The sequence below is a fragment of the Gloeocapsopsis sp. IPPAS B-1203 genome, assembly GCF_002749975.1.
Classification (GTDB): Bacteria; Cyanobacteriota; Cyanobacteriia; order Cyanobacteriales; family Chroococcidiopsidaceae; genus Gloeocapsopsis.
This window is the reverse complement of sequence record NZ_PEIG01000002.1, coordinates 57,218-83,786: the sequence shown is the minus strand read 5'-3', so window position 1 is coordinate 83,786 and position 26,569 is coordinate 57,218. Positions and strand designations below refer to the sequence as shown.

At 42.3% G+C, this 26,569-nt stretch carries 22 protein-coding genes and 1 pseudogene; 10 read left to right on the top strand and 13 right to left on the bottom strand.

Annotation, left to right across the window (positions count from 1 at the left end):
* Positions 1-49: 49 nt before the first annotated feature.
* On the bottom strand, positions 50-1,099 hold the full coding sequence (tsaD, locus tag CSQ79_RS03660; protein WP_099699851.1) for a tRNA (adenosine(37)-N6)-threonylcarbamoyltransferase complex transferase subunit TsaD: 1,050 nt from the start codon (positions 1,097-1,099) through the stop codon (positions 50-52).
* A 214-nt stretch (positions 1,100-1,313) separates the two neighbouring features.
* Between tsaD and CSQ79_RS03655 the strand changes: the two genes are divergently transcribed.
* From CSQ79_RS03655 to CSQ79_RS03645, 3 genes are all read left to right on the top strand, one after another.
* Positions 1,314-1,808: a Photosystem I reaction center subunit III gene (locus CSQ79_RS03655; protein WP_099699850.1), complete on the top strand. Its 495-nt coding sequence runs from the start codon at positions 1,314-1,316 to the stop codon at positions 1,806-1,808.
* 36 nt (positions 1,809-1,844) lie between these two features.
* Positions 1,845-1,994 (top strand): Photosystem I reaction center subunit IX, encoded by a 150-nt coding sequence (locus CSQ79_RS03650; protein ID WP_099699849.1) that lies wholly within the window; start codon positions 1,845-1,847, stop codon positions 1,992-1,994.
* Between the two features lie 326 nt (positions 1,995-2,320).
* Positions 2,321-2,839 (top strand): photosystem I reaction center subunit XI, encoded by a 519-nt coding sequence (locus CSQ79_RS03645; RefSeq protein WP_099699848.1) that lies wholly within the window; start codon positions 2,321-2,323, stop codon positions 2,837-2,839.
* Between the two features lie 116 nt (positions 2,840-2,955).
* On the opposite strand, the gene gmk is transcribed toward CSQ79_RS03645, so the two are convergent.
* Both gmk and remA read right to left on the bottom strand, forming a co-directional pair.
* A complete protein-coding gene (gene gmk / locus CSQ79_RS03640) occupies positions 2,956-3,570 on the bottom strand; it encodes a guanylate kinase (RefSeq protein ID WP_099699847.1) in 615 nt (204 codons plus the stop codon).
* A 201-nt stretch (positions 3,571-3,771) separates the two neighbouring features.
* Complete coding sequence (gene remA / locus CSQ79_RS03635) at positions 3,772-4,032, bottom strand: extracellular matrix/biofilm regulator RemA (protein ID WP_015188948.1); 261 nt, start codon at positions 4,030-4,032, stop codon at positions 3,772-3,774.
* A gap of 205 nt (positions 4,033-4,237) precedes the next feature.
* Between remA and CSQ79_RS03630 the strand changes: the two genes are divergently transcribed.
* Complete coding sequence (locus CSQ79_RS03630; RefSeq protein ID WP_099699846.1) at positions 4,238-5,992, top strand: Rqc2 family fibronectin-binding protein; 1,755 nt, start codon at positions 4,238-4,240, stop codon at positions 5,990-5,992.
* Between the two features lie 362 nt (positions 5,993-6,354).
* Here CSQ79_RS03630 and CSQ79_RS03625 read toward each other — a convergent pair whose 3' ends face one another.
* On the bottom strand, positions 6,355-8,028 hold the full coding sequence (locus tag CSQ79_RS03625; RefSeq protein WP_099699845.1) for an iron uptake porin: 1,674 nt from the start codon (positions 8,026-8,028) through the stop codon (positions 6,355-6,357).
* A 214-nt stretch (positions 8,029-8,242) separates the two neighbouring features.
* Between CSQ79_RS03625 and CSQ79_RS03620 the strand changes: the two genes are divergently transcribed.
* From CSQ79_RS03620 to CSQ79_RS03610, 3 genes are all read left to right on the top strand, one after another.
* A complete protein-coding gene (locus CSQ79_RS03620; protein ID WP_289500453.1) occupies positions 8,243-9,235 on the top strand; it encodes a metal ABC transporter substrate-binding protein in 993 nt (330 codons plus the stop codon).
* A 6-nt stretch (positions 9,236-9,241) separates the two neighbouring features.
* Positions 9,242-10,024: a metal ABC transporter ATP-binding protein gene (locus CSQ79_RS03615; RefSeq protein ID WP_099699843.1), complete on the top strand. Its 783-nt coding sequence runs from the start codon at positions 9,242-9,244 to the stop codon at positions 10,022-10,024.
* A 288-nt stretch (positions 10,025-10,312) separates the two neighbouring features.
* Positions 10,313-11,953, top strand: a complete 1,641-nt coding sequence (locus CSQ79_RS03610) for a metallophosphoesterase family protein (protein WP_289500451.1) — start codon at positions 10,313-10,315, stop codon at positions 11,951-11,953.
* Between the two features lie 75 nt (positions 11,954-12,028).
* Here CSQ79_RS03610 and CSQ79_RS03605 read toward each other — a convergent pair.
* Positions 12,029-12,388: pseudogene (locus tag CSQ79_RS03605) on the bottom strand (DUF29 family protein).
* Positions 12,389-12,690: 302 nt separating this feature from the next.
* Between CSQ79_RS03605 and CSQ79_RS03600 the strand changes: the two are divergent.
* Positions 12,691-13,005 carry a hypothetical protein gene (locus tag CSQ79_RS03600; RefSeq protein WP_099699842.1) on the top strand — a complete coding sequence of 105 codons (315 nt, stop codon included), beginning with the start codon at positions 12,691-12,693 and terminating at the stop codon, positions 13,003-13,005.
* Positions 13,006-13,099: 94 nt separating this feature from the next.
* On the opposite strand, the gene hemB is transcribed toward CSQ79_RS03600, so the two are convergent.
* The 3 genes from hemB to CSQ79_RS03580 all read right to left on the bottom strand — a co-directional run bounded on the left by hemB (position 13,100) and on the right by CSQ79_RS03580 (position 16,226).
* Entirely contained in the window at positions 13,100-14,080 is a 981-nt protein-coding gene (gene hemB, locus CSQ79_RS03595) for a porphobilinogen synthase (protein ID WP_099699841.1), read from the bottom strand.
* Between the two features lie 622 nt (positions 14,081-14,702).
* Positions 14,703-15,716 (bottom strand): hypothetical protein, encoded by a 1,014-nt coding sequence (locus CSQ79_RS03585; protein ID WP_099699840.1) that lies wholly within the window; start codon positions 15,714-15,716, stop codon positions 14,703-14,705.
* A gap of 165 nt (positions 15,717-15,881) precedes the next feature.
* The gene (locus CSQ79_RS03580; protein WP_099699839.1) at positions 15,882-16,226 is read right to left on the bottom strand and encodes a DUF4870 domain-containing protein; all 345 of its coding nucleotides are present in this window, start codon (positions 16,224-16,226) and stop codon (positions 15,882-15,884) included.
* 405 nt (positions 16,227-16,631) lie between these two features.
* Here CSQ79_RS03580 and prfC point away from each other — a divergent pair, with 405 nt between their 5' ends.
* A complete protein-coding gene (gene prfC / locus CSQ79_RS03575) occupies positions 16,632-18,263 on the top strand; it encodes a peptide chain release factor 3 (protein WP_099699838.1) in 1,632 nt (543 codons plus the stop codon).
* 27 nt (positions 18,264-18,290) lie between these two features.
* Positions 18,291-21,662 (top strand): GAF domain-containing protein, encoded by a 3,372-nt coding sequence (locus tag CSQ79_RS03570; RefSeq protein WP_099699837.1) that lies wholly within the window; start codon positions 18,291-18,293, stop codon positions 21,660-21,662.
* A gap of 2 nt (positions 21,663-21,664) precedes the next feature.
* On the opposite strand, the gene CSQ79_RS03565 is transcribed toward CSQ79_RS03570, so the two are convergent.
* The 5 genes from CSQ79_RS03565 to lpxC form a co-directional block, all read right to left on the bottom strand.
* Positions 21,665-22,945 (bottom strand): DNA cytosine methyltransferase, encoded by a 1,281-nt coding sequence (locus CSQ79_RS03565; protein ID WP_099699836.1) that lies wholly within the window; start codon positions 22,943-22,945, stop codon positions 21,665-21,667.
* Between the two features lie 45 nt (positions 22,946-22,990).
* Positions 22,991-24,196: a lipid-A-disaccharide synthase gene (lpxB, locus tag CSQ79_RS03560; protein ID WP_099699835.1), complete on the bottom strand. Its 1,206-nt coding sequence runs from the start codon at positions 24,194-24,196 to the stop codon at positions 22,991-22,993.
* Positions 24,193-25,020 carry an acyl-ACP--UDP-N-acetylglucosamine O-acyltransferase gene (gene lpxA, locus CSQ79_RS03555; RefSeq protein ID WP_099699834.1) on the bottom strand — a complete coding sequence of 276 codons (828 nt, stop codon included), beginning with the start codon at positions 25,018-25,020 and terminating at the stop codon, positions 24,193-24,195. Before lpxA ends, lpxB begins: the two co-directional genes overlap by 4 nt.
* Before the next feature lie 87 nt (positions 25,021-25,107).
* Entirely contained in the window at positions 25,108-25,632 is a 525-nt protein-coding gene (gene fabZ / locus CSQ79_RS03550; RefSeq protein WP_099699833.1) for a 3-hydroxyacyl-ACP dehydratase FabZ, read from the bottom strand.
* 27 nt (positions 25,633-25,659) lie between these two features.
* Positions 25,660-26,511: a UDP-3-O-acyl-N-acetylglucosamine deacetylase gene (gene lpxC / locus CSQ79_RS03545; protein ID WP_099700279.1), complete on the bottom strand. Its 852-nt coding sequence runs from the start codon at positions 26,509-26,511 to the stop codon at positions 25,660-25,662.
* Positions 26,512-26,569: the final 58 nt, after the last annotated feature.

The window sequence follows — 26,569 nt, the reverse complement described above, 5'->3', positions numbered from 1 at the left end:
GAGTAATTTCTCTACTACTCGAACACTCGCCAACACTCCCACACTTCCACTAGTTTTCCTCTCGGTACAACTGCATGACATGAGTAAGGGGTAATCGCGATTGGACACCTAAAGTGAGTGGGGAAGTATGACCGCGATCGAGGTGATCCGCAGCAGCACAACCTATCATGGCTGCATTGTCAGTGCAAAATTTAAGTGGGGGAAATAATACGCGCAAGTTGTGTGCAGTAGCAGCAGTCGTTAAATGATGTCTCAAGCCACTATTAGCGGCTACACCACCACCAACAGCTATTGTGGTTAAACCGTAATCTCGCGCACAGGCGATCGCTCGTTTAGTTAGCGATCGCGCAACACTCTCCTGAAAACTTGCGGCAATATCTGCTACAGGTAATGGTTGTGCTTCTTTTTCAAGTTGCTGTACTAACCGTAGAACTGCTGTTTTTAACCCGCTAAAACTAGAATCATAAGGATGATACCCACCCCCTGGCTGTGAAATATTGCCTTCAGGTAGCCCAAAGGTTTTAGCGTTACCTTCTTGGGCTAGTTTATCAATGACAGGACCGCCAGGATAACCAAGTTTTAATAACCGCGCTACTTTATCAAATGCTTCTCCTGCTGCATCATCGCGGGTTTCGCCTAAAGTTTCGTATACTCCACAATCTTTGACATAGATTAAGCTTGTATGACCGCCTGAAACCAGCAAACTTAAAAATGGCGGTTCTAAACTTGGTTCACTCAGATAATTTGCGTAAATGTGACCTTCAAGATGATGCACGCCAATAAATGGCTTTTGTCGCACCATTGCTAAAGTTTTTGCTGCGGTGACTCCAACTAATAAAGCTCCCACAAGACCTGGAGCGCAAGTGGCTGCTATTCCATCAATGTCTTGCCAAGTAAGATTTGCTTGCGTCAAAGCAAGAGCGATCGCCTGATTAATAATTTCTAAATGTTGGCGCGAAGCGACTTCCGGAACAACCCCACCATATTGTTGGTGAATAGGAATTTGTGAGTTAACAATACTACTACAAACTTGACGATTTTTAACAATTGCTACTGCAGTTTCGTCACAGCTCGTTTCTATTGATAAAACAGTTGACATAATGATAAAACAGGCGTATTACCTGCGTGTAAACAGTTAACAGTTACTAGCAAAATTTATTCAACTATATTAAGTAGCTTAAACTTTACCCACGGCAAACTTTACTAGGGTCACACGCAAGAGTATGATTGCTTCCATGTAAGCGCTTACCTGTTTGTTCAAGCTGCTTATCGTACAACAAAATTTAGGTTTTGTAATAAAGGGAAACAATTCCATGCGACGATTGTTTGCTCTAGTTCTTGTCATTGGTTTATGGTTTAATTTTGCCCCACAGGCATTAGCCGTTGGTGCAGGACTAGTGCCTTGTAGCGAGTCTCCAGAATTTATTCAAAGAGCAGCTTCTGCTCGAAATACGACTGCTGATCCTAATTCGGGGCAAAAGCGATTTGAGCGTTATGCTCAAGAATTATGTGGTCCTGAGGGCTTACCTCACTTGATTGTAGATGGTCGTCTTAATCATGCTGGTGACTTTCTGATTCCTAGCATTCTCTTTCTCTATATTGCCGGTTGGATTGGCTGGGTAGGACGTGCCTATCTCCAAGCAATTAAAAAGCGCGATTCTACAGAAATGCGAGAAGTCATTATTGACGTGCCTACAGCACTGCCACTAATGCTATCAGGCTTTACTTGGCCTCTCGCCGCTGTTAAGGAATTGCTCTCAGGGGAATTAGTTGCCAAGGATGACGAAATTCCAGTTTCTCCACGCTAGTTTGATTTCAATTAATTTGTTTTTGGAGACTGATTCATGCAAAAGAAAGGCGACAATCAAAACTATTTACTCCGCTATCTTTCTTTAAGCCCAGTATTACTTTTTGCTTTATTGAGTTTTACTGCAGTTCTGTTGATTGTCTTTAATTATCTATATCCTGACCTTCTTTTCCATCCGCTGCCATAAATAAGAGCAGCTAATAACATGTGTTTGTCTCTTTAAAACTTGTTTGATGTTGATGAGACAAACGCTGCTTTTTTAACTTTGAAACTCTATCTATTGCCAATAGATTTTGAGTTTCTTTTTTAAAGAGTTTACCTTTCATTGCACAAGGCGCTATATTTCCATCTTAAAAATGGTATAGCGCTTACTCATTTGAAATGTGTAATTGTACTCTTTGTGACTAATCATTAGCTTAATTAATTTTTTTTAATTTAAGACTAAAGTATGAAAGATTGGGTCATTTATTACCATAAAATAATGCCACTACCTGATTGAGAACTGACATAAATATGGCGCAAGCAATAGATGCATCTAAAAATCGTCCCAGCGATCCGCGAAATCAAGAAGTTGTTTATCCTTCAAGACGAGATCCTCAAATTGGTAATCTGGAAACACCAATCAATAGCTCTTCTTTAGTCAAGTGGTTTATCAATAACTTACCAGCTTATCGCCCTGGTATCACTCCCTTGAGAAGAGGGCTAGAAGTTGGTATGGCACATGGTTATTGGCTGCTAGGTCCTTTTGCTAAGTTAGGTCCATTACGCGATACTGATGTAGCAAATATTGCTGGATTGCTATCTACTTTAGGTATGGTTGTTATTTCCACTCTAGCAGTCTCGTTGTACGCAACCAGTAACCCACCAAAACCAGTTGCTACAGTAACTGTCCCAAATCCTCCTGACACCTTTGACACTACAGAAGGCTGGAATACTTTTGCAAGTGGCTTTTTAATCGGTGGTGTTGGTGGGGCTGTAGTTGCCTACTTCATCCTAGCTAACATTGAATTAATTCAAAACATATTCAAGTAATACCGCGTCATGCGGATATTATTTGCCAAAAGCAGTGAAGGCGCAAAGGAGTTAAGTAGTCTTTGTGCCTTTTTGTTGAATATAAAATTGAGATACTATTTAACTTGTGACCGCAATCAAGCAATACCACAAAAGCTAAATACTGTAGATGCGATTGCGTCTACAGCAGTGTCAAAATCATCATTAACAATTTGAACGTCAAATTCATGTGCGGCACTAATTTCGTCTTTAGCGCGTTGCAAACGACGTGCGATCGCTTCTGGTGCATCTTGAGCGCGACCGCGTAAGCGCTGTTCTAGTTCTGCCAAAGAGGGAGGCATAATAAAAATTCGCTTTGCCTCAGGGTAAGACTGACAAATTTGTCGCGCGCCTTCGAGTTCAATTTCTAAAAGAACACACTTACCTTTAGAGATTTGTTCGAGAACTGCATCGCGGGGCGTACCGTAATAGTTACCTGCAAACTCTGCCCATTCAAGTAATTTATCTTGCTTAATCATTTGTTGAAACTCGCTGCGGCTAACAAAATAGTATTGTTTGCCGTGAATTTCACCAGGACGAGGAGTGCGGGTAGTCACAGAAATGGAAAAATATAATTCAGGATGACGCTGTAGCAGCGCGCGTACCAGCGTGCCTTTACCAACTCCGCTAGGACCAGTCAAGACAATTAGTTTGCCTTCGGGGAGGCAATTTAGTGGTGTAGTTGAACCTTGAATTGATAAAACTGGCGTCATCCAAATTACATTAAATACAAACGAGGAAAAGCAACCATAGCACAAGTCAGAGGTCAAGGGTCAGAGTGAGCAGAGTTACTCGTTAAGAGTATTAAATTAAGAAGTTCTTCAATTCAAAACTCAAAACTTTTAAGATGTCCTAACCATGTTGACCGTTGCTATATTTCCCATCGTACCGCTGATTTTTGGCAATTGAGTAGACTATTCCGAACTATGATCGCGATTCACTACAAAACGATTTGCTACCGTTTCCGGTTGAATTGCTGAGAGAATCACATGACTAGAATCGGTAATAATAACAGCCCGAGTGCGACGACCATAGGTGGCGTCAATCAACTGGTTGCGATCCTTAGCATCGCTAATGATACGCTTAATGGGAGCAGACTCTGGACTGACTATGGCAACGACTCGGTTGGCAGATACGATATTACCAAACCCGATGTTGATTAGCTGAATGTCCATGACAAACTAACGCTAAGCGCTGTGTGAGAAGCAACAAAAAACCTAACTTTCATGGTATCCACAAAAATTTTGACTTACAAGGCAAAATTCACTCAAAAATCAGCTTTTAAGGTTATATGTTCTCAGTTTTTCTACTTTTCTACCTTTAGGAATCGCTCAAAAGATAGAGCCAAAGTTACAAGTTATTGATATTCATTAATTTATTTTGCAATCAGTTGACTTTACAACACTAACGGCTACTTATAGAGAGATCTGTGCAACTTGGCTACCGGCGCGGGTCGAACAAGTATATCAACGCGATCGCTTTTGGATCGCGATCGGATTACGTACGCTCAAACAACGAGGCTGGCTAGATATTTCATGGCATCCCCAAGCTGCGCGAATTTGTATTGGCGATCCACCACCGCGCAAGCCTGATACTTTTGCTTTTAGCCAGCAAATTTTACATCAACTCAGTGGTTTAGCTTTAATCAGCATCGAGGCGATCGCCCCTTGGGAACGCGTACTTGATTTGCAATTTGCCCGTCGTCCTGGCGAAAATCCATTATTTCACCTTTACGTGGAGGTGATGGGCAAACATAGTAATGTTATTCTCACAGCTGCCAATCAAGAGATTATCACTGCGGCGCAGCAAGTTAGCTTGCAAAAGTCCCGCATCCGTCCAGTACAAACTGGACAACCTTACGAATCTCCACCTAGCCTGACAAATGATGCTCCTAATTTGCAAGAATCACAACAACGTTGGCAAGAAAAAGTCAGTTTAGTACCTGGTGCATTAAAACGCTGCCTACTTAAAAGCTATCGTGGCTTAAGTCCGGCTTTAGTTGAATCAATGGTATGCACGGCAAATCTCGATCCGGAACAATCAACCGAGACATTAACAGCTTCTGATTGGGAACAACTGTTTCAACGCTGGCAAGAATGGTTACAAGCTTTAGAAAAATCACACTTTCAACCAGGCTGGACAACTAAAGGATACACCGTACTCGGCTGGGAGATGATTCAGCCAGTCAAAAATCTGCAAGAGTTACTCAACCAATACTACACTGCAGCTCTTAATCGGCAGGAATTTCTGCAGTTACGTCAGCAGCTAAGTCAGAAATTGAAAAATCTTTTGGAGAAGTTGCAAACGAAAGCCGATAACTTTAGCGATCGCCTGCAGCAATCAGATCAAGCTGATGAGTATAGACAACAAGCTGATTTATTGATGGCACATCTCCAGGCTTGGGAACCAGGGATGAAAAAAATTACCCTAGCAGACTTCGAGACGGGTGAACCAGTCACAATTGCTTTAGAACCTGAAAAAAATGGTGTGCAAAATGCCCAGAATCTCTACAAGCGCAGTGGTAAGCTGAAGCGGGCGCGTGGTGCGGTAGAACCACTACTCGCAGAAGTTAATGCAGAAATTGCCTATTTACAGCAAGTGGAAGCTGCGATCGCCCAAACTGAACGATACCACACCGATGCCGATCTGGAAGCCCTTAAAGAAATTCGCGAAGAATTAATTCAACAACGATATCTAGAAGATTCCGAGTACACGCGTCGTAGTGACACCAATACTGCTAGCACTAACTTTCATCGCTACCGCACCCCTAGTGGTTTTGAATTATTCATTGGTCGTAATAATCGCCAAAATGACTATTTAACCTTTCGCTTTGCAGGAGATTATGATTTGTGGTTTCATGCACAAGAAATTCCTGGAAGTCACGTTTTACTACGTCTCGATCCTGGCGCAGTTCCAGAAACTGCTGATTTACAGTTTACGGCTGATTTTGCAGCTTACTACAGTCGTTCTCGCCAAAGTGACCAAGTTCCAGTTGTTTGCACTGAACCGAAATACGTTTACAAGCCTAAAGGTGCAAAACCAGGAATTGCCATCTACAAAAATGAACGCATTCTATGGGGACAGCCTCAACGTGTAGAAGTTTATCTTAATGAGGGGCAAGTGATTAATGATTAGTTAGGAGTTATGAGTAGATAGAAAAAGTATTCTCCTCTGCTTTCTCTGCACCTCTGCGTTATTGGCGTTGATCCCCAATTGTTAATCTTTGCTCCCTGTCTTAATCAAGGCTTTATCAATTGTTTAGTTATTCACAACGTAGCATCTATCGTTTGGGAGAGTTATGTCAAGAGACTGTAAATTTTAATAAAAAAGTCTGTGTTTCCTGTTACAATGTCGAAATAGAAGAGGAACAAATAAAAGATTTTAACCCGCTATTGCGTTGGGAACGCGTAGATCGGGTTTCCTCGAATTGAGAAACAACGCAAATAAATTTTCAGACCAGCTGTGGTAAGCTGGTCGTTTTGTATTCTGGGAGAATTTTAGAAGGAGAAGGTTGTTCTGATTGCCCCAATTACGATATCTTGATTGGCATTATTAAAATCAGGTGCTGTAATCCAAATAACTCCAGGAGTAATCGCAAAATTGTCTGTGAGCTGTAGCTGATAAAACGCTTCAATGTGTAATGACATGTCTTCATCTTCGCCCAAATCAGGAAGTACCACATTAGGGTTAGCGGCGACGAGTTCTGCTGCTGCGGCTGGATTAAGGGTAACGCCAGTGCTAGTTAATCGAGGTTCCATACCGACAACAATACCAAGTAAATTTCCTTCGCGACCAAGATCAGGAAAAGCAAGTGTTACTGCGTAATTGAAGATATCGCTATCACCACGTTCGAGTAGTCCACCTAGGGTAGAAAGTAAGCGCGTATTGGTGTAACCAGCCCAGCCACCGAGAACAAAGTTATTACTAATTTGCCATGAAAGCTGTACGCCGTAGGAGTTGCTAGCGGTAGGAACTTCAACTGGATCTAAGTTCAAATTCTCGAAGAAAGCGTCATCAAAGCGTGCAAATGAAGCACGACTACTTCCAGCACCAGTATCGCTCGCTTTATAAGAGTTGATGTAAGTTAAACCAACATTAAAGCGATCGCTTGGTCTTAAGACTAATTGGGCAATACCCGCATAAGGTCCATTAAACAAACCACTACCATCAAGTGGGCTACTTGCATCGGTTGCTAGATATCCTAAACTAAGTTCTAGGCTATTGCCGAGTTGTTGACGAATGCCTAAGCCGGCACCATCACCAAGGTTATAAATCGGGTTACGAGTACCAAACGCAGACAGCGCCCCAGAACCACCATCACCATCTAATACATTCAAAGTATCAGTATAGTCGTAAAAGGCACCACCACTTAAGCCGAGAACAACTTCTGTCCTTTCTCCGAGGGGGAAACTATACAAAAGTGATTCAAGTCCAATATCATTAGCTTCATCTTGGGTAAAAGAGAGTTCTCCTTCAGTAATTCCAGTGACGTCAGAAAATCCTGGGAAATTGCCTGTTGAAATGAGTGTATAAAGTTGATCGTTTCCTGTAAAACTTGTATTAAATTCAAGACGCGTTCTATGTCCCAAGATTGTTGAGTCATCAAGATCGTTACCGTCGGTGTTTTGTCCAGAAATAATTCCTGCTGCGCCTACGACGACTTCGCCTGTTAATTGGGTTGTCGTCGAAAATTGATTCGCTTCTAATTCAGCGACAGTAGCTTCTAGCGCATCAGTACGACCGCGTAGTGTTGCAACTTCCGCTGCAAATTCTTCTTGTAGTCTTTGGAGTGTTGCTAAGTCTGCGCGCGTGACTTGGTTTGCTGATGCAGTCGCAATTAGTTCATTAACTCGATCGAGACAAGCATTCAAACCTGCAGCAAATTCGTATCTTGTTAATGCACGATTACCGCGATAAGTACCATCAGGATAACCTGCGATACAGCCATAACGCTCTACCAAAGATTGTAGTGCCTGAAATGCCCAGTCTGTCGGTTGCACGTCAGATAACTGCGAAACGGATGTCACCTGCGAAAGCGCACTTGAGTTAGATTCAGTTGCAGCTTCCTGTGCTAATACTGGATGACTGACAGATGCGATCGCTGCGGTACTAATCGCTAGCATCAAACTGGAAGCAGAATTAACCTGCAAACGCTGCGATTTTTGCTGCATTTTTTCTCCTCACACTAAATTAAATTACAAGTTTCCTCGATCTGGAGTTATCTGACAATGATCTTGGTCAAATGATCGTAAACTGACCGCAAATTCAAAATAAATTACAATTCAATTCTTGTTAGAATGAGAACTATTCTTATTATTATGATAATAATACTCATATTCACGAGTATAAGTGAGTACTGCTAGCAGAACAAAAGAGGAGAGAATTGTGAGTCGCCAGAAAATACAACAACGTCGTCACAAGCACAATATTTTGTCACTGGTTACACTTTTATTGCTTGCAACGGCTTCAGGTTGTAATCAAGCACCACAAGAGACTCAAACACAGCAAACTCAAGAAGCATCAGCACCACAATCAGAACAAATTCGAGTTGTTGCGACATTTCTCCCAATGTATTGGTTTACGAGGGCAGTTGTAGGAGATAGGGCGCAAGTAGAAATTTTAGTACCACCAGGAAGCGAAGTTCATGACTATCAAGCAACACCCGCAGACGTACAAGCGATCGCCACAGCGGATGTGTTAGTTAAAAATGGCTTGGGGATGGAAGATTTTTTAGACAGTACAATTCAAAATGCTGGAAATCAAAACTTGCAACAAATCGATGCTTCCAGTGGAATTAAAACTGTAGGAGAAATTTCTCCAGTCGAATCCGCTGGAGATCATGGTCATAGTCACAGTCACGGTGACTCGGACGGGGGGAACCCTCATGTCTGGTTAGATCCAGTTTTAGCTAAACAACAAGTCGAAAATATTCGCGATGGTTTAGTTGCTGCTGATCCAGCAAATAAAGATGCTTATCAAGCTAATGCATCTGCTTATATTCAACAGTTAGAACAAACCCACAATCAATTTCAACAAAGCCTCCAAAAATATCCTAACTGTACTTTTATTACGTTTCACGATGCTTATCCTTACTTAGCTAATCGCTATCAACTCCAGCAAGTTGCAGTTGTTGAAATTCCTGAAGATCAACCTTCGCCAGGAGATATTCAAAGAGCAGTCAATGCAGTTAAGAAGTATGATGCACAAGCAATATTTTCTGAACCTGGAGTAGATAATAGGTTGATCCAAAGTTTGTCTCAAGATTTAAATTTAACAGTGTATTCTATTGATCCTTTAGAAGCAGGACCAACTGATCCTCAGCATTACTTCACCGCAATGAGTGAGAACCTACAAACTATTGAATCGGCGTGTCAGTAAACTGTGATGACATCGCATATTAGTAACTCACATCCGATTGTAAAAGTAGAAAACTTGACTATTTACCAACACAGTTATTGTGCTGTGCGTGATGTTTCCTTTGCATTATTACCAGGCACAAATACTGCGATTGTTGGTCCCAACGGGGCAGGGAAAAGTACATTAATACAAGCTATTCTTAATTTAATTCCATACTCAGTTGGGAAAGTAGAAATTTTTGATCGCCCCATCGAACGCCTAGGACACTTGCGCAACCAGTTAGGATATGTACCCCAAAATTTTGTATTTGACCGAAGTTTTCCCTTATCGGTGAGTGAATTAGTCGGCTTAGGTTGGATTAGAGAGGGGCGAGGCTCGTTTTGGCGGTCATGGAATCATGGACAACAAGAAAAAAAAGCAGCGATCGCTCAAGCTTTGCGTCGCGTCGGAGTTTATCATTTACGCAATCAAGCAATAGGTACGCTTAGCGGTGGAGAGATGAAGCGAGTGTTACTCGCTTATTGCTTAGTACTACCTCGAAAACTGCTGGTTTTAGATGAAGCCTTTGCAGGTATCGATGCACAAGGTACGGCAGATTTTTATAATTTACTGCATGAACTTCAGCAAGAAGAAGGCTGGACAGTATTGCAAGTTTCCCATGATATTGATATGGTAAGTCGGCACTGCGATCGCGTCATTTGTCTTAATCAAACTCTCGTTTGCACTGGAACTCCAGAAGTAGCTTTGTCTCCGCAAAACTTACTGGCAACATATGGTCCGAGTTTTAGTCGTTATCAGCACAATCACTAAGTAGCAATTAGCAATTAGCGATTGGCAATTAGCTTTTTTTTTTCAAAGTATGATTTCTATAATTATGCTCACTTACTAATACCGATTCCTGCGCATTCCGGCAATAGAATAGATTCAAACACGCACGTTTCAGCCTCTATCTAATTTCTTCAATTACGAATTGGTAATAAATCTGTGCATTTAAGTAAAATTCTCCGGAAATCTTATATCATTCTGGTTATACTGGCGGCGTCTTTAGTGCTGATCTGCTTTAATCTATTAGAGGTGCGCTCATTTGAACAACCAATTATGAATTCTGCACCGCAACTGTTAAGCGATCCCTTTTTGCAATTACCTACAGAAACGACAGTTAATGTTGTTTGGTTTACCGAATTTGCTGGAACTGAACACAAAGTTTTTTATGGTAAAAATTTTGAACAAAGCGCGATCGCCACGACAACAAAACTCAGCCGCACGCGGGAAGATCAAGACTCTAAAATTAAGATTGAAAACCTTTATCAACAACCGACACCACGAAATATTTGGCGACATGAAGCGACTGTTCGCGGTTTTCAGGAAGGCGATCGCCTTCCTTATCGCATTACTAGCACAACTGAAGATCAACAAACTGTCACTAGCCGTGAATTTACTCTCGCACCTAAACCACCAGCCGGAACGCCACTCAAAATTCTCTTAACTTCAGATCACCAACTCAAACCAATGACTGCAGCAAATTTGCAGAAAGTAGTAGAAACTGCAGGGCGAGTAGACGCAGTGTTTTTTGCGGGTGATATGGTGGATGTCCCCGATCGCGCTTCTGAGTGGTTTGATGATAGTCGAGGTTGTGCTTTTTTTCCTTGTTTGCAAGGTCGTGGAAGTTACGAGTTAACTAAGAATAATACTAAGACGACTTACACAGGCGGAGAAATCATTCAACACGCGCCGTTATTTTCTACGATTGGCAATCATGAGGTAATGGGGCGGTATGCGCATAGCGATAGTTTAGATGGTGAGTTTGATGATGCGGTTCCACGGGCAATTGCTAAAGCAAGATTGCAAGATGCTAGCAATCGCACAGTTAAAGATCATTCCTTTAATACCGACACCTATGAAGAAATTTTTACTTTACCCAAAAGTGAATCGGGAGGAAAAACATACTACGCCCTTAGCTTCGGTGATATTCGCTTAGTTGTCTTATATGCAACTAATATTTGGCGTTCCCCTCGTCTTGATGGCAAGTTAAAGGGTAAATATCGCGAACGCGAACAAGATTTAAATCGTCCAGAAAATTGGGGTTATGGACAACATCTTTTTGAAGCGATCGCGCCTGGTAGCCCTCAATACGATTGGTTACAAAAAGAACTCAATAGCCCAGAGTTTCAACAAGCAAAATTCAAAATTGTTATGCTGCATCATCCGCCGCATTCGCTAGGAGGAAACATCGTACCCGCTTACACCGATCCTGTGCAAAGTATTGAACGCCATGAAGATGGCACTATCAAAGCTGTACGCTACGAATATCCCCAAGATGCAGATTACCTGATCCGCGATGTAGTTCCTTTACTAGAAGCAGCCAACGTCCAACTTGTATTTTATGGTCATTCGCATCTCTGGAATCGATTTGTGAGTTCTAGTGGAACGCATTATTTAGAAACAGCAAATGTTGGTAACTCCTACGGCGCGCACGTCGGCGAAAACAAGCGACCTGTTCCTGTAGGATATCAAGAAAACTATGCAGCGATAGAAGATCCTAATGGGCGAGAACCAATTATGCCAACAATTGCACCTTTTTCTGATGACAATGGTAAACCTATGCCATATATTGCAAGTAACGATATCACAGTTTTTAGTATTTTTGATACAGCCAGCAGTTTGATTACAAGCTATGCATTTGATACCCAAGAACCTAAGTCAAAAGTCGTCAAGTTTGATGAGTTTCAATTGAAATAACAATAATTATTCTTGAGATAGAATTAAATGCAATGCATTTTCTAAAATTATTTCCTTATCAACCATTTGAGTAATTTAATCGATTTCATATCGACCCTCGAAGGCTTCTACAGATGCTTTTATTAATGCTGATTCATAAGCATCTTGTAATGTTTCTGCTAATTCTTCTTCAGTGAGATAAGTCCTTTTCGCTTGATGTCGCTGATTGGTTCGTTGAATTTGCTTTACAGCGTTAAAAATAGAAGTTTCCCAAGACTTAGTAGAGCGGTTTTCAGCCGATTGTTTAATGAGATGTAATAATAAAATTATTCCATAACTGAAAATTTTATTAATTTTGTCAGATTTACTCATTTCTTCTAATTCTTCAACCAACTATATGGCTTCTGTTACTTTGCCTTCATAGAGAAGTTGTTTAAGCATGATTAATTCTTCCATTGGTTACATATTGGATTAATAAAGTTTTTAGTATTAAATTATGTCTTGATTCGGTAATAGGTAACAGGTAATAGATATTTTCCTCAACTAGCAATCACCAATGACCAATTACCAGCCCTCAAGTTACATAGATTTTCTCTCACTTATGTATTTTTGCATTTTTTACAGTGGGCGCTCGCCATTAATTCTTACCAATTTCCGCGTTTTGTAAAGTCCTGTTGCAAACCTGTCAAAAACCTTTAGAAATCATCTACAACACAGACAGGGCTTTAATCTAGAACTTTAGAACAACTTTGCGAATTATGATGAGTAACATCCAAAAGTATCGCTTTGTCTGTACTTTGACCTTTGGTGACATCTACGGTCAAATTATTGTTTGGCTGATTACTATCACCCTGAGTTTAGCCTCAGCGATGGCGCTAATGGGAGCTAGACGTCCAATTTATGCTCTCGCTACTGTAGGACTAATTATCTTACTCTCACTGCCTTTTTTACTATTTGCTTTTGTAACAACACTGTTAAATCACATTGAAGTGTCCCCAGTAGATGCAGCTACCAAGAAGCAACCTCAACCAGGTAATGTATCTCAACAAGAGCCAGTACAAGCCACTAGCTAAAGAATTCATGGACTCGGTGAACGTGCAATGATTGATAACAAATCCCTACTGCTTGGTAGGGATTTTGCATATCACAGGTAAAAGTTACTTGAAATTACTGTAACCATCGTGCTGCATCTTTAGCGTGGTAAGTCAAAATTAAATCTGTCCCAGCACGTTTGAAGCTAGTTAAAGTTTCTAAAACCACGCGCTGTTCGTCAATCCACCCATTCAGCGCCGCTGCTTTAATCATTGAATACTCACCAGAGACGTTATACGCTGCAACAGGTAAGTTACTTGCTTCCTTAACACGCCAAATAATATCCATGTATGCTAATGCCGGCTTAACCATCAGCATATCTGCACCTTCAGCAATATCAAGGACAATTTCTTTTAATGCTTCTCGCGCGTTACCAGGGTCCATTTGATAAGTTCTGCGATCGCCAAACTGTGGTGTTGATTCTGCCGCATCGCGGAAAGGACCATAATACGCTGAAGCGTACTTTGCGGCATAAGATAAAATTGGTGTGTCTTGATATCCTGCATCATCCAATGCAACGCGAATCGCTTGTACAAAGCCATCCATCATTCCTGAAGGCGCAATGATATCTGCCCCAGCTTTAGCTTGAGAAACCGCAGTTTTCTTTAATAATTCTAATGTCGGATCGTTTAATACCCTTCCTGTCAAGTCGCCGACTTCTAAATAACCACAATGTCCGTGCGTAGTATACTCGCATAAACACGTATCTGCAATCACAATCAAATCTGGAACAGCTTCTTTCACTGCAGTCGCAGCCTTCTGCACAATTCCGCAATCGTGCCACGCGCCAGTTGCATCGGTATCTTTATCTTCAGGAATTCCAAACAAAATAATCCCAGGAATGCCTAAGTCATAAACTTCCTTGGCTTCTTCAACAATCTTATCGACTGATAACTGGTAAACACCAGGCATGGATTTCACTTCTTTGGCAATGCCTTCACCAGGTACAGCAAACAAGGGATAAATTAAATCGTTAGTTGTTAAAACGGTTTCACGTACCATCCGACGTAACTGCGGATGCGTTCTCAAGCGGCGAGGGCGATGAATGGGAAACATGGCATTTATTTAAACAATCAAAAATGAAGCTCAAGAAAATTAGCGCGAATTGAGTAGCTTATTTTTTGCAGTATAGTACGCCCAGTTGCCAAGTTTCCTCAAAATAGCGATTCTGACAAATTAAGATATATTTCCTTAATATAAGGAGTCGAATGCTTGCAGTCTCCCTCAAAACCTGATAAAATTTTCTATATAATGGAAATCTATACGATTTTTCAAAAGCAATTTTTATTTTTATTTTAAAAGAAGCTTACGATAAATAATACTATAAAATAGCTTGTACTAGACAAGAAAAAACATCTCAATTTTGTGACTTTTAGATTCTTAAATACAAAGCGATCGCATTTCACAATAATGTTATCACTCGGCAACCCCTCGATGAACCGTATGACAATTTAGCATTTGAGGCAGGAAATTACGGATTCTATCAGCCCAACATCGATTAATCAGAACCTTTAACCGCAGATGATACTCTGCTTTATCGCTTCATCGCTAGCTATCAAGCCTCAGACAGTTTTGCCGATTTCGCTAACTCAGATTTGATGACAATTGCTCCCTCAATTGAGGCAGGAAATTAGGCGATCGCACTAGCTTAAACCTCTACTATGAATACCTTGTTCACTTAGGTACTAACAACAGCAGACGGATTGGCAACTTCTTGCAAAATGACCTCAGTCATCTCTTTAACAACATCACGGCTTTCCCAATAGCTACCGTGCGCATCTCCGCCATGCAGTAACGCTAAAAACGAGCGGCTAAGTGGTTGCACTAAAAAGTCTGACAAGTCTGCATTACTAGTCACAACATCTTGAATATCTAAAAATTGTCGCTTACCATCGACTAAATCAGGCATGATTGTTGCGAGTGGATACGCTACCGGATCGCCTGGATGGATGAAATTGCGCCAGGGTAATGTTTTTTGCCCGCGTTCATTATAAAGTTGCTCTAATAATGCTTCTAGTTGTGGGGTGATATCGTGGGTAGCAATTTTTTGAGCTTGCTCATGTGTCAGTTCGCGTTCACCTCTAGCTTGATCTTCCCCTGAAACAACATTGATTAAGTTAAAAAAAGCAATCGGCGAACCCATAGTGTGGATACTCGAAAGCCGAATTCCATGAAGGGGTTCAGGCTTGACGCCAAAAATACCTTGACGAATTCTGCGCACACTTTCATATGCAGGTAAATCAGGGTTATCCCAACGCGCTGCAAATAGGACGTCAAATAAAATTACAGTACCCCAGCTATGTGCAACCAAGTGCATGCGATCGCCTGGTTCAGGATTAACAGGAAGTTGTTGCTTGAGTTGTTCTGCAATAGCAATAACGACTTTAGAACCGACATGACGGCTAATATAAAGTGCTGCATCACCGATAAACTGCATGAGTTGCTTTTCGCGGAACTCCCGAAACCACAATTTCTTCCAATTTGGTGATTGTTGTAATTTCTTTAATAACTTGTCTTCCTCCGGTTTATTAACATCACCCCAGTAGAGAGGAATATAGGCACGAGTGATATTTGGTGACTGACTTGCTATTTCTCTATCAATGCGCTCAATTAATTTGTTAGCATAAGTTCTTTCTTCGCGTTCCTCGCGAGTATTGACACCATGCACAAATACAACATAGTCCGTAGCCATACAACACCTCTATAGCTTGCCTTGGCTAGAACTTCACTTTGTTTCTGGTAAAATCCGGTTAAAGTTTAAAAAAATTTAGATAGACTTTAGAGAGTGCGATCGCCTATGGCGCTGCTTTCTGCGCAATCGCCTAAACACATACCAAGTGGGGCGAAGCACTCAAGCTTAAAACACTCGAAAAATAAAGGGATAGCGGTAAGCTTGATCGGGGTTGTTCAAGATTTGCACAATTCCTAAAATTGGCAATCCCCAATGGAATAGAAACAAAATTGGTCCCAAAATTAGCCCTAATGCACCTAGGGTGACAAAAGCCAGTACTGCAATAATGATGCCATATAGCCATACATTAAAGTGAAAGTTAATTGCCTCTTTAGCATTATCTTTCACAACAGGGTCAGTTGATAAAAATAATGCAGCAACTGGAATGCCTATCGCTACTAATGTTGTACTAAAAAAAATCGAGCCGTGACACAATACTGAAACAATTTTTCTTTGATCTGAATCGTACATTGCATTTCCTCAATTCTTACTAATTAGTATACATAAATATAAACTCAAGCCATACTACCTTTAGTCGTAATCATTTAATATTATTAAATAACTGTAATAAAGATACTGATTACAAGTTTCTAATCAGTATCTTTTGCTTGAAAAAAAAGTAATTTACTTCATTCTTTTTACAAAGAAAATCATCACTACTAGTAATTATTCATTCAATAAAGTCATTACTGTTATGATAAAATACTTTTCTTCGCGTACTTTGTGGTTCAGTAAAAACAACCTGATAACTTAAGAGATTGCTATTCTAATTTTTAGTAGAGAAGCTCCGCAAGAAGAGAAACATCGTCTCACCAGATAAGTTTGTATAATTGTAGAATAGCGAAAAACAATTCCTGTAGTATCAGCATAGCATTCATGACATCTATTGACCTTCAGCCTGAATTGCACACAGAGGTAGAACGTCGGCGTAATTTTGCAATTATTTCCCACCCAGACGCAGGAAAAACAACACTTACAGAAAAGCTCTTACTTTACGGAGGAGCAATCCACGAAGCAGGATCGGTAAAAGCACGGCGAGCGCAGCGTAAGGCGACTTCAGACTGGATGGCAATGGAGCAACAACGAGGGATTTCAATTACCTCAACAGTCTTACAATTTGAATACGAAAACTGTCAAATTAACCTACTCGACACACCAGGACACCAAGATTTTAGCGAAGACACCTACCGGACGCTCGCAGCAGCTGATAATGCTGTCATGCTTATTGATGCAGCAAAAGGGTTGGAACCGCAAACACGCAAGTTGTTTGAAGTTTGTAAAATGCGCCAGCTGCCTATTTTTACATTTGTCAACAAGCTCGATCGCCCAGGAAGAGAACCCCTCGAACTATTAGATGAAATCGAACAGGAATTGGGACTACAAACCTATGCAGTAAATTGGCCAATTGGAATGGGCGATCGCTTTAAAGGTGTTTTTGACCGCCATCAACAACAAATTCATTTGTACTCGCGCGTTCTCCACGGTAGTCGCGAAGCTGTAGATACAGTAGTTGATATGGGCGACCCTAAAATAGAAGAACTTTTAGAGCAAGATTTATATTACCAACTAAAAGACGATCTTGAACTTTTAGAAGGCATTGGACCTGAACTCGATCGAGATTTGGTTCACCAAGGAAAAATGACGCCCGTGTTTTTTGGCAGTGCGATGACTAACTTCGGGGTAGAACTCTTTCTCAATTCTTTCCTAGAATACGCACTCAAACCAGGTAGCCGCAATAGTACTGTTGGAGAAATTGCCCCAACATATCCAGAATTTACAGGATTTGTGTTTAAACTCCAAGCAAACATGGACCCGAAACATCGCGATCGCGTTGCGTTTGTCCGCGTGTGTACAGGAAAGTTTGAAAAGGACATGACTGTTAATCACGCCCGTACTGGAAAAACAATTCGGCTATCACGTCCACAAAAATTATTTGCGCAAGATCGAGAATCAATTGATCATGCGTTCCCTGGCGACGTCATTGGTTTGAATAATCCTGGTGTGTTTGCGATCGGTGATACTATCTATACCGGTCAAAAAATCGAGTACGAAGGAATTCCTTGTTTTTCGCCGGAATTGTTTGCGACACTGCGAAATCCTAACCCTTCAAAATTTAAGCAATTTCACAAAGGTGTTTCCGAAATCCGCGAAGAAGGCGCAGTACAGATTATGTACTCTGCGGATGAGTCAAAACGCGATCCGATTCTTGCTGCAGTTGGACAACTACAGTTTGAAGTAGTTCAGTTTCGCCTACAACAGGAGTATGGGGTAGAAACACTGCTCGATTTGCTACCATACACTGTTGCGCGTTGGGTTGCCAATGGTTGGGAAGCTTTAGATAAAGTAGGGCGCTTATTCAACACAGTAACAGTAAAAGATAATTGGGGACGTCCTGTGTTACTATTCCGCAATGAGTGGAATTGTCAGCAACTACAAGAAGATCATCCAGAACTAGAGTTAACGGCGATCGCTCCTGTTGTCTCCGGTCAACACCCAGTTAATGGATAACCGCCAAAAGATGAGGGCGTGCGGTTTATGGAACCCGTCAAAAACAATAAACCAAAAGTTCTCATTCTTGATGACCAATCAGAATTTGAGATACTTTGTTGCGCTCTCAAGCAAGATTATGAGGTGCTAGTTGCTCATTCTCAATCAGCTGTGTTGGAACTTTTAACAACAGATGTAGCAGTCCTGATATCATGTGAAATTTCCTTAAGCCAAGCTGCGCTGAGTGCAACAAATTCTGATATTTTGCAACTTATTTTGACAGATAAGGCAAACTCACCTGAGTTAAGTGAGGCAGTTAGTACTGGTAAAATATTCAAATGCCTGCCTAAATCTTGCTCTTTAGAAGTCTTAAAAACAGCCATAGACCAAGCCGTTGAGACATACAATGTTCTCAAGCTACGGACGCAAAAACTCTATTCTACACTCCATCGCCAAGCACGACTCAATACGATTACGAATACAATTCGTAGCGCTTTAAACTCGCGTCAAATTTTACAGACAATTGTAGATACAGTAGGTCAGATACTAGATGTCAGCTGCTGTATTCTGCGCCCCTTTCAAGATAATCGTGTTGTCGAGGAATCATTTATTTATCAAAAAGCAAATCGCGCTTCAGATGTTATTCACGATTGGGTTTTAGTACAAACTGTATGGGAAGCGCGAGAGTTACAAATTATTAATGATGTCACTACCGATGTGCGGCTGCAAAATGCGATCGCATATCAACAAGCAAATATTTCATCTAGCTTAATCGTACCATTATGCCAACAGGAATTGATGGCAGTTATGGCAATTCATCAATGCGATCGCCTGCGTCAATGGCAAGATGACGAAATCGAGTTAGTCACACTGGTAGCCGATCAAGCAGCACTAGCTTTATCGCAAGCACGGGCATACGATCGCATCTCGGCTTTAGCTCAACGCGAAGCCCTCATCAATAAAATTACCGCTGCAATTCGTTCTAGCCTCGATCCCCAAGATATTTTTGCCGCAATCACTCAACAACTAGGACAAGCTTTACACGTAGACGGCTGTGCTTTGTCACTGTGGACAGAAGAAGACGAATTTGTACAGTGTGTTGGTTTATACAACAGAACTGAAACTGAATCTTTCTTAAGCCCGCAACAACTACCACAATCGCGTTCTCCCATTGCCGGAAATCCAGTTTTACAACTTTTGCTGAAAACACAGCAACCTGTTGTTATTAACGATCTTAACCAACAACCAGAAATGCGCGGTCTTGATTTACCGCTTTCCTCTCCCGCAGCGCGGGCTTTGTTGGTTGTGCCACTGCTTGCGGATAATACTAGTATTGGTAGTATTACATTACGCTCGTTCTATAAACCACGCCATTGGCAAATTGAGGAAATTGAATTAGCCCAAGCTGTCGCAGCGCAAGCAGCGATCGCAGTTCAACAATCGCGACTATATCAGAAAAGTTGTGCCTTAGCCGATCGCTTAATGGAGTTAGATCGCCAAAAAACGCACTTTTTTCAAAACATCTCTCATGAGTTTCGCACACCACTGACATTGATGCTCGCACCGCTAGAATCAGCGGTGAATCAACAACAAGACTTACCATTAGAGCAAGCTGCGATCGCTTTACGCAACTCCCGTCGTCTCTTGCGGTTGGTTAATCAACTCCTAGACTTACAACGACTCGATGCTGGAAGAATGCAGCCGAGTTTTCGCCCTTGCGATTTATTAGCGTTCGTCAGTCAAATTGTTGAATCATTTCGCCCTTACTGCGAAAAAAAAGAACTCGAACTGATTACTGAATTTAATCTTTGTCCTTTAGTATACCTAGATACAGAAAAATTTGACAAAGTCATATACAATCTTTTGTCGAATGCAATGAAATTTACTCCTCCAGGGGGTAAAATTACAATTCGCGTAGAAACGGCGGGAGATCACTGTTTAATTCAGGTTAAAGACACTGGCATTGGTATTGCCAAAGAACAGATTCCTCATTTATTTAAACGCTTTCATCAAGCCGAAGCTGCACTTAACCGTTCCTATGAAGGAAGTGGCTTAGGACTTGCTTTAGCAAAAGAATTAATCGAACTACACTCTGGTCAAATTTCTGTAGAATCAATCCGCGAGCAAGGGACTACATTTACAGTTTGGTTGCCCATCGGCAAAGGACATTTACCACTTGACCAAATACTAGAGGTTCCTACCCAAGTTCAACTGCGCAGCGCTGCGGTGGAACTAGCTGATTTGGAGGTAAGAGAAGCAGACCCAGATAACGATGACAGAGAACTAGCCGAAGATAGAATACTAATTCCCAATCTACTAGTAACTAGTCACCAGCCACAAATCACTATTCTTGTTGTCGATGACAATCTCGATTTAAGAACTTATGTATCGACAATTCTGACTCAACAAGGTGGTTATCAGGTTTATACGGCACGTAATGGCATAGAAGGATTGCATTTAGCAGACAGCATTCTTCCCGACTTGATTGTAACTGACTTAATGATGCCGCAACTGTCAGGTTTAGAAATGATTTGGCAGATTCGCAATGATAGGAAACTTAAAGGAATACCAATTGTCCTACTCACGGCAAAAACTGACGAAGAAACTCGGATTACAGGAACCGAACACGGTGCAGATGCGTATCTCGCAAAACCTTTCAACGATCGCGAACTCCTAGCAGAAGTCCGAAATCTACTGGCATTAAAAGAAAATGAACGTCGCGTTGTTGAGTTGAATACTTACTTAACAGAATCAGTACTAAAACGTTTTTTACCCCCAGAAATGGTCAAAAAAGCAGCAATGGGGGACTTGGCGCTCGATTTACGCCCAGAACCACATTTGATTACAATTTTATTTAGCGATATTGTTGGATTCACGCAACTCGCCAATACATTGCGATCGCGCCGTGTCGCCGAGTTGTTAAACGAATACCTAGAAACAATGATCCGTGCCGTATTTGATAACGGTGGAACAGTAGATAAATTTATGGGAGACGCATTATTAGCAATCTTTGGTGCGCCCGAAGACATGATGCCAAATGAACAAGTTCGCCGCGCGATCGCCACCGCCCGCGCGATGCATCACGCCTTAACTCAACTCAACCAACGTTGGCACGATCAAGGAATCTTGGGTAAAAATCAAAGTCATTTGATTCAGTTTCGCTGTGGTATTCACCAAGGTACGGCAGTCGTTGGCATGTTTGGTAGTGCAGAACGCGCTGATTACACAGCAATTGGTCCTAGTGTTAATATTGCGGCGCGATTGCAACAAGCTGCTGCACCTGGACAAATTTTAGTTTCTGCTGCTGTCGCCGATTATTTAGACGACGATGAAATTATTAAATACAGCCCCTTAGAACTCAAAGGCGTTGATGAAACTGTTTTAACATTCTCTGTATGCCCAAATCAGGCTGGGGACTAATGCTATTTGTCGCGCGTATTCCAGTAAGATGTCGCTTCTGTGCTTTTAAATCGTAGTAACTGCGTACTACCCAAATTTAACGATACTGCTGGGATCGCAGGGTTAATTTCTAAAGCGGCGATCGCTTGATGTCCGATCGCTTGTGCTAAAAGTGGCGGTACCGCATTACCAACTTGACGAAAACCATGCCACTTGGTTTGATGAAAGCGAAACCAATCAGGAAAAGAGTGCAACCGTGCAGCTTCTCGCACTGAAATTACCCGCGATCGCGTTGGATGAATCGGACGCGGAGAAGTATAACTACCGCGTTCTACACCTGTACCCGCGCGTAAAGTGTGGCTTAATCCATTGAGATCTAAACGGCGTAAATGGCTAATAGGTTCGCGTTGATTCGGTAACATAGCAGCAAACCTGGCAATACTATTTGTGGTATGCTGCGTCCGCATCGAACTTGTTAATAACTGCGGATTCCAACAGCGAGGATAAGAAAAATCGCTTAGTGATTCACTGCGCAGTAACTTAGCGTAATCGCTAGCTTTTTGTTGCAATTGCAAGAGTTGGCACTCGCTTAACAAAACTTCATCAGTAAACAACAATTCAGGAAATTCTTCAACATCAGGAAGATCCGCGATCGCATCTTTGACGGTGATAAATGTCCGGTGTGGTTGGGGTATTACGGGTGTCACTTGATGTTGAGAACCCAAAAAAAACAGCCGTCGTCGGCGTTGTGGAACACCAAAATCTGCAGCATTGAGAATTTGTACTTGAACTTGGTATCCAGCTTGTTCAAACTGCGTTTTGAGTTGAGTACACCAAGATTTATATTGTCCAATCGCCATTCCTGGAACATTCTCCATGACAAAATAGCTAGGGCTTAATTCTGTCACCAAGCGATAAAAGTGAAAAACCAGATTGTTGCGTTCATCATCAAGCGATCGCTTACCCATAATTGAGAAACCTTGACAGGGCGGACCACCAAAGAGTAAATCAATTCGCCCATCCCAACTAGAAATTGCTTGCGGGTAATGCGATCGATACGCACAAGTTGCAGCCTCTCTAATGACATCGCCACTGATCTTACTAATATCTGCGACAACAACCCGCGTCAGCGGAAAGTTGAATGAGTAAGTACAAGCATGAATTGGATCGTGTTCCACCGCCACTAATACATCAAACCCAGCTTGTTCAATCCCTAAAGAAAAGCCCCCAGCACCTGCAAACAAATCTACCGCAACCGGACGGGCTTTAGTGGCAAGTAATTGTTGATTGCTGGCTCGAACCATTGGCAATTAGAGATAGTATGTTTACTCAATAACTGTGACCCACCTTCATCTCGGTAACATCTGGAGAATTTCTTGTGCAGCGCGATCGCAGACTCCTACTTCGCCTACAGCACGGCGCATTTGTTGATAGTCTGCCAAAATTTGTTGACGACGGCTAGGGTTAAGCAACATATCTAAAGCATTTTGGACAATATTTTCAGTTGTTGCTTGCTCTTGCGGCAATTCTGGCACAATTGATTTCATTTCCACTAAATTTGGCGGCGACATAAAGGGAATCGAAAACTTGAGAATATGCCGCGCAATCCAAGCTGTAATTGGACTCACGCGATAAATGACAACCTGCGGTACATTCAACAGTGCAATTTCCAAGTTAACTGTTCCCGATTTAGTAATTGCTAAGTCTGCTGCTGCCAATATTTCTAAGGTTTGACCCGATCGCACTGTAGCTTGTAAGCCGTAACGCGTCATTGCTTGTTCAATTGGTCGGCGATAAATTTCTAACGATAAAGGAATCCAAAAATGCGCTTGCGGGATTTTTTCTTGCAGCGTTTTTGCCGCTTGCAACATCACAGGTAGAAGATATTTGATTTCCTGGCGGCGCGAAGCAGGTAGGAGGGCGATCGCGGTTTGTTCTGGAGGAATTCCTAGCGCTGCACGCGCTGCATCACGGCTAGGGGCAGTTTGCATCCGATCAACCAAAGGATGACCTACCCAAACAACTTTGCCACCATTTTGTTCAAAATACCGCGCTTCTTCAGGAAATATTGCTAAGACTTTATCTGTAATCTTGACAATTTGCTCGGTATTGCGCGAATTCATTGCCCAAACCCACACCTGCGGCGCGATGTAGTAGACAATTGGAACATTTGGTAGTTCGCGGTGAAGATAGCTACCGATATTTAAATTAGGTTGGGCGTAGTCAATGAGCACAACTAAGTCAGGAGGATGTTGCTTCAGGTTAGCGATCGCGCGTTTTTGTAGTTGTAGCGTCGGTAAAACAAACGGTAGTGACTCAAAAATCCCCACTGAACCGATGCTGCTAGTATCTCCAAGTACTGTGGCACCCGCTGCTGCCATTTTCTCGCCACCAAGTGCAACGATATCTAGTTCCCAACCTAAATGTGCCGCTTGGCGCTGTAATGCTGCAATTAATAAAGCACCTTGTAAATCTCCCGCAACTTCTCCCGTACTGATGAATATCCGTTTGAGGGGTGAGGAGTTAGTTGGTTCTAGTTCTCCTTCCTGTCTCATTCGTCACTCCTTGTGTCCAGAGTACGGCCAGGAATTAAGCCCCGACGTTCTGGCATTTGCGAAAGCTGCAAAAATTGACGAAGGTGTTGGAGATGCTCGTTGTCTTGTAGTAAGTCCAACTTTTCTAAAGCTTGATTAAGTGTTAAACCAGAGCGATACAAGGTGCGGAAAGCTTTCTTGCATGTTTGAAAGACTTTTCCTTCATCGAGTTCGACAATACCAGCACGCTTTAGCCCGATGAGATTGAGCGATCGCACTCTTGCCGGACTACCTTCAACTAACATATAAGGCGGGACATCGCGGTCAATGCGGCTCATACCGCCTACCATTGCCAGCCTACCGATATGAACGAATTGATGAATTCCCAGAACTCCACCAATTGTGGCGCGTGATTCAATATTGACGTGACCCGCCATCGCGACTGCATTTGCAATCACCACCGAGTCTCCAATTACACAATTATGTGCTACATGAACATAAGCCATGAGTAGATTATTATTACCAATAATTGTGGCTTCGCCTGCACCTGTGGCGCGGTTAATTGTCACATACTCGCGGATGCGGTTGTTGTCACCGATCTTGACATATGAAACCGCACCTTTGTACTTGAGATCCTGCGGTTCTAAGCCAATCGCAGCCCCTGGAAAAATATGATTGCCTACGCCAATCTCAGTCGATCCATCTAAGACGACATGCGCGCCGATGACCGTTTCTGAACCAACTTTAACGTGCTCGCCAATGACCGCGTAGGGACCAACTTGCACCGAAGGGTGCAGATCTGCACCAGAATGAATTACAGCAGTGGGATGAATCAGTGTTTTCAAGAGTGCGTCTCCGAAAGAAACTAGGGTTTAGGGGTTAGGGGCTAGGGATATCAATAAGTAGCCACTACCTTTTTCCGCTAGCCTCCTTTAATCCACCAAGGAAAACATCAATTCGCCTTCAGCAGCCAGTTGACCGTCTACTTCAGCACGAGCTTGCATCTTACCGAAACGACGCCGCTTGACATACAACAGTTCCGCGCTCATGACGAGCTGATCGCCAGGAACAACTTGACGGCGGAATCGCACTTTGTCAATTCCAGCAAACATAAACAAGCCGCCTGCGACTTCGGGTAGTTGCGTCAGCACAACGCCGCCGACTTGTGCCATTGCTTCGACAATCAGAACGCCTGGCATAATTGGTCGCCCTGGAAAGTGCCCCTGAAAATGAGGTTCATTGAAGGTAACATTTTTAATGCCAACTGCGCGTTCTCCAGGAACATACTCAATAATGCGATCAACGAGTGCAAAGGGATAGCGGTGCGGCAACAACTTTTGGATATCTTCTAGCGTAAAAATTGTTTTGCCTGTGACTGCAGCACCATTAGGAGATTGATGCTTACCAGAAACGGATGTGTGGGATTCGGGTGAGTTAATGGGAGTGAGAGTGGACATGAGGTTCTTGAGTTAGAAGTTGGGATTTCAGTGTGAATCTAAAATCCTTTGGGCAAGTTGAATGTGCAGGTTGTGGCTTGCTTTGTAAGCAAAGAAATGAGCAGTTGGTAAATTTCCCAACAAGCTCAAATCTCCCACTAAGTCTAAGATTTTATGACGCACTGGTTCATTTGCAAATCTTAAAGGTGGATTAATCCAACCTTCTTGACTACAAACGAGTGCATTATCTAGACTGCCTCCCTTAATTAAACCTTGCTGCTGCAAAAAATCAATCTGATGGGCTAACCCAAAAGTGCGTGCAGGGGCAATTTCTGTGGCAAAGGTAGAAGCTGGTGTCGCAGCAGCGATCGCCTTTCCTGGCGACCAACTGTACCATTGATTACCAATTGCCGGTAATTCAAAATCAATTCCATAAGTAAAACGTGTTTCTGACGCTGGTAATGCTGCAACAAAAGCATCATCATGATACACCCAGATTGGTTCAGAAATTGCTGGAGGAGTAAGACGGAGTTCGACTTGAGAGACTACACCAACCTGCGCGATCGCATCTACCCATAATGCTGCTGAACCATCGAGTAAGGGAACTTCTGCACCATCAATTTCAATGCGAACGTTGTCTACCCCCATACCAGTAAGCGCAGCCAAAAGATGCTCCACGGTGCGCACTGAAGCTTCCCCTAGACCTAATTGTGTCGAAAGCACAGTTTGAGTCACAGAACTCACCTTTGCGGCAATCGCAGGTGACGCGGGCAAATCCACGCGAACGAAATAACGCCCAGAACCTACAGGTGCCGGTAGCAGTCGCACTTGTGTCTTTTCACCACTGTGTAACCCTACTCCTGATTGCTGAATCTCACCTGCTAAAGTGTGCTGTGCGATCGCCATTGAGGTATCAGATCTACTAGGTGTTACCTTACTAGTCGTTGGCTGCGAATTC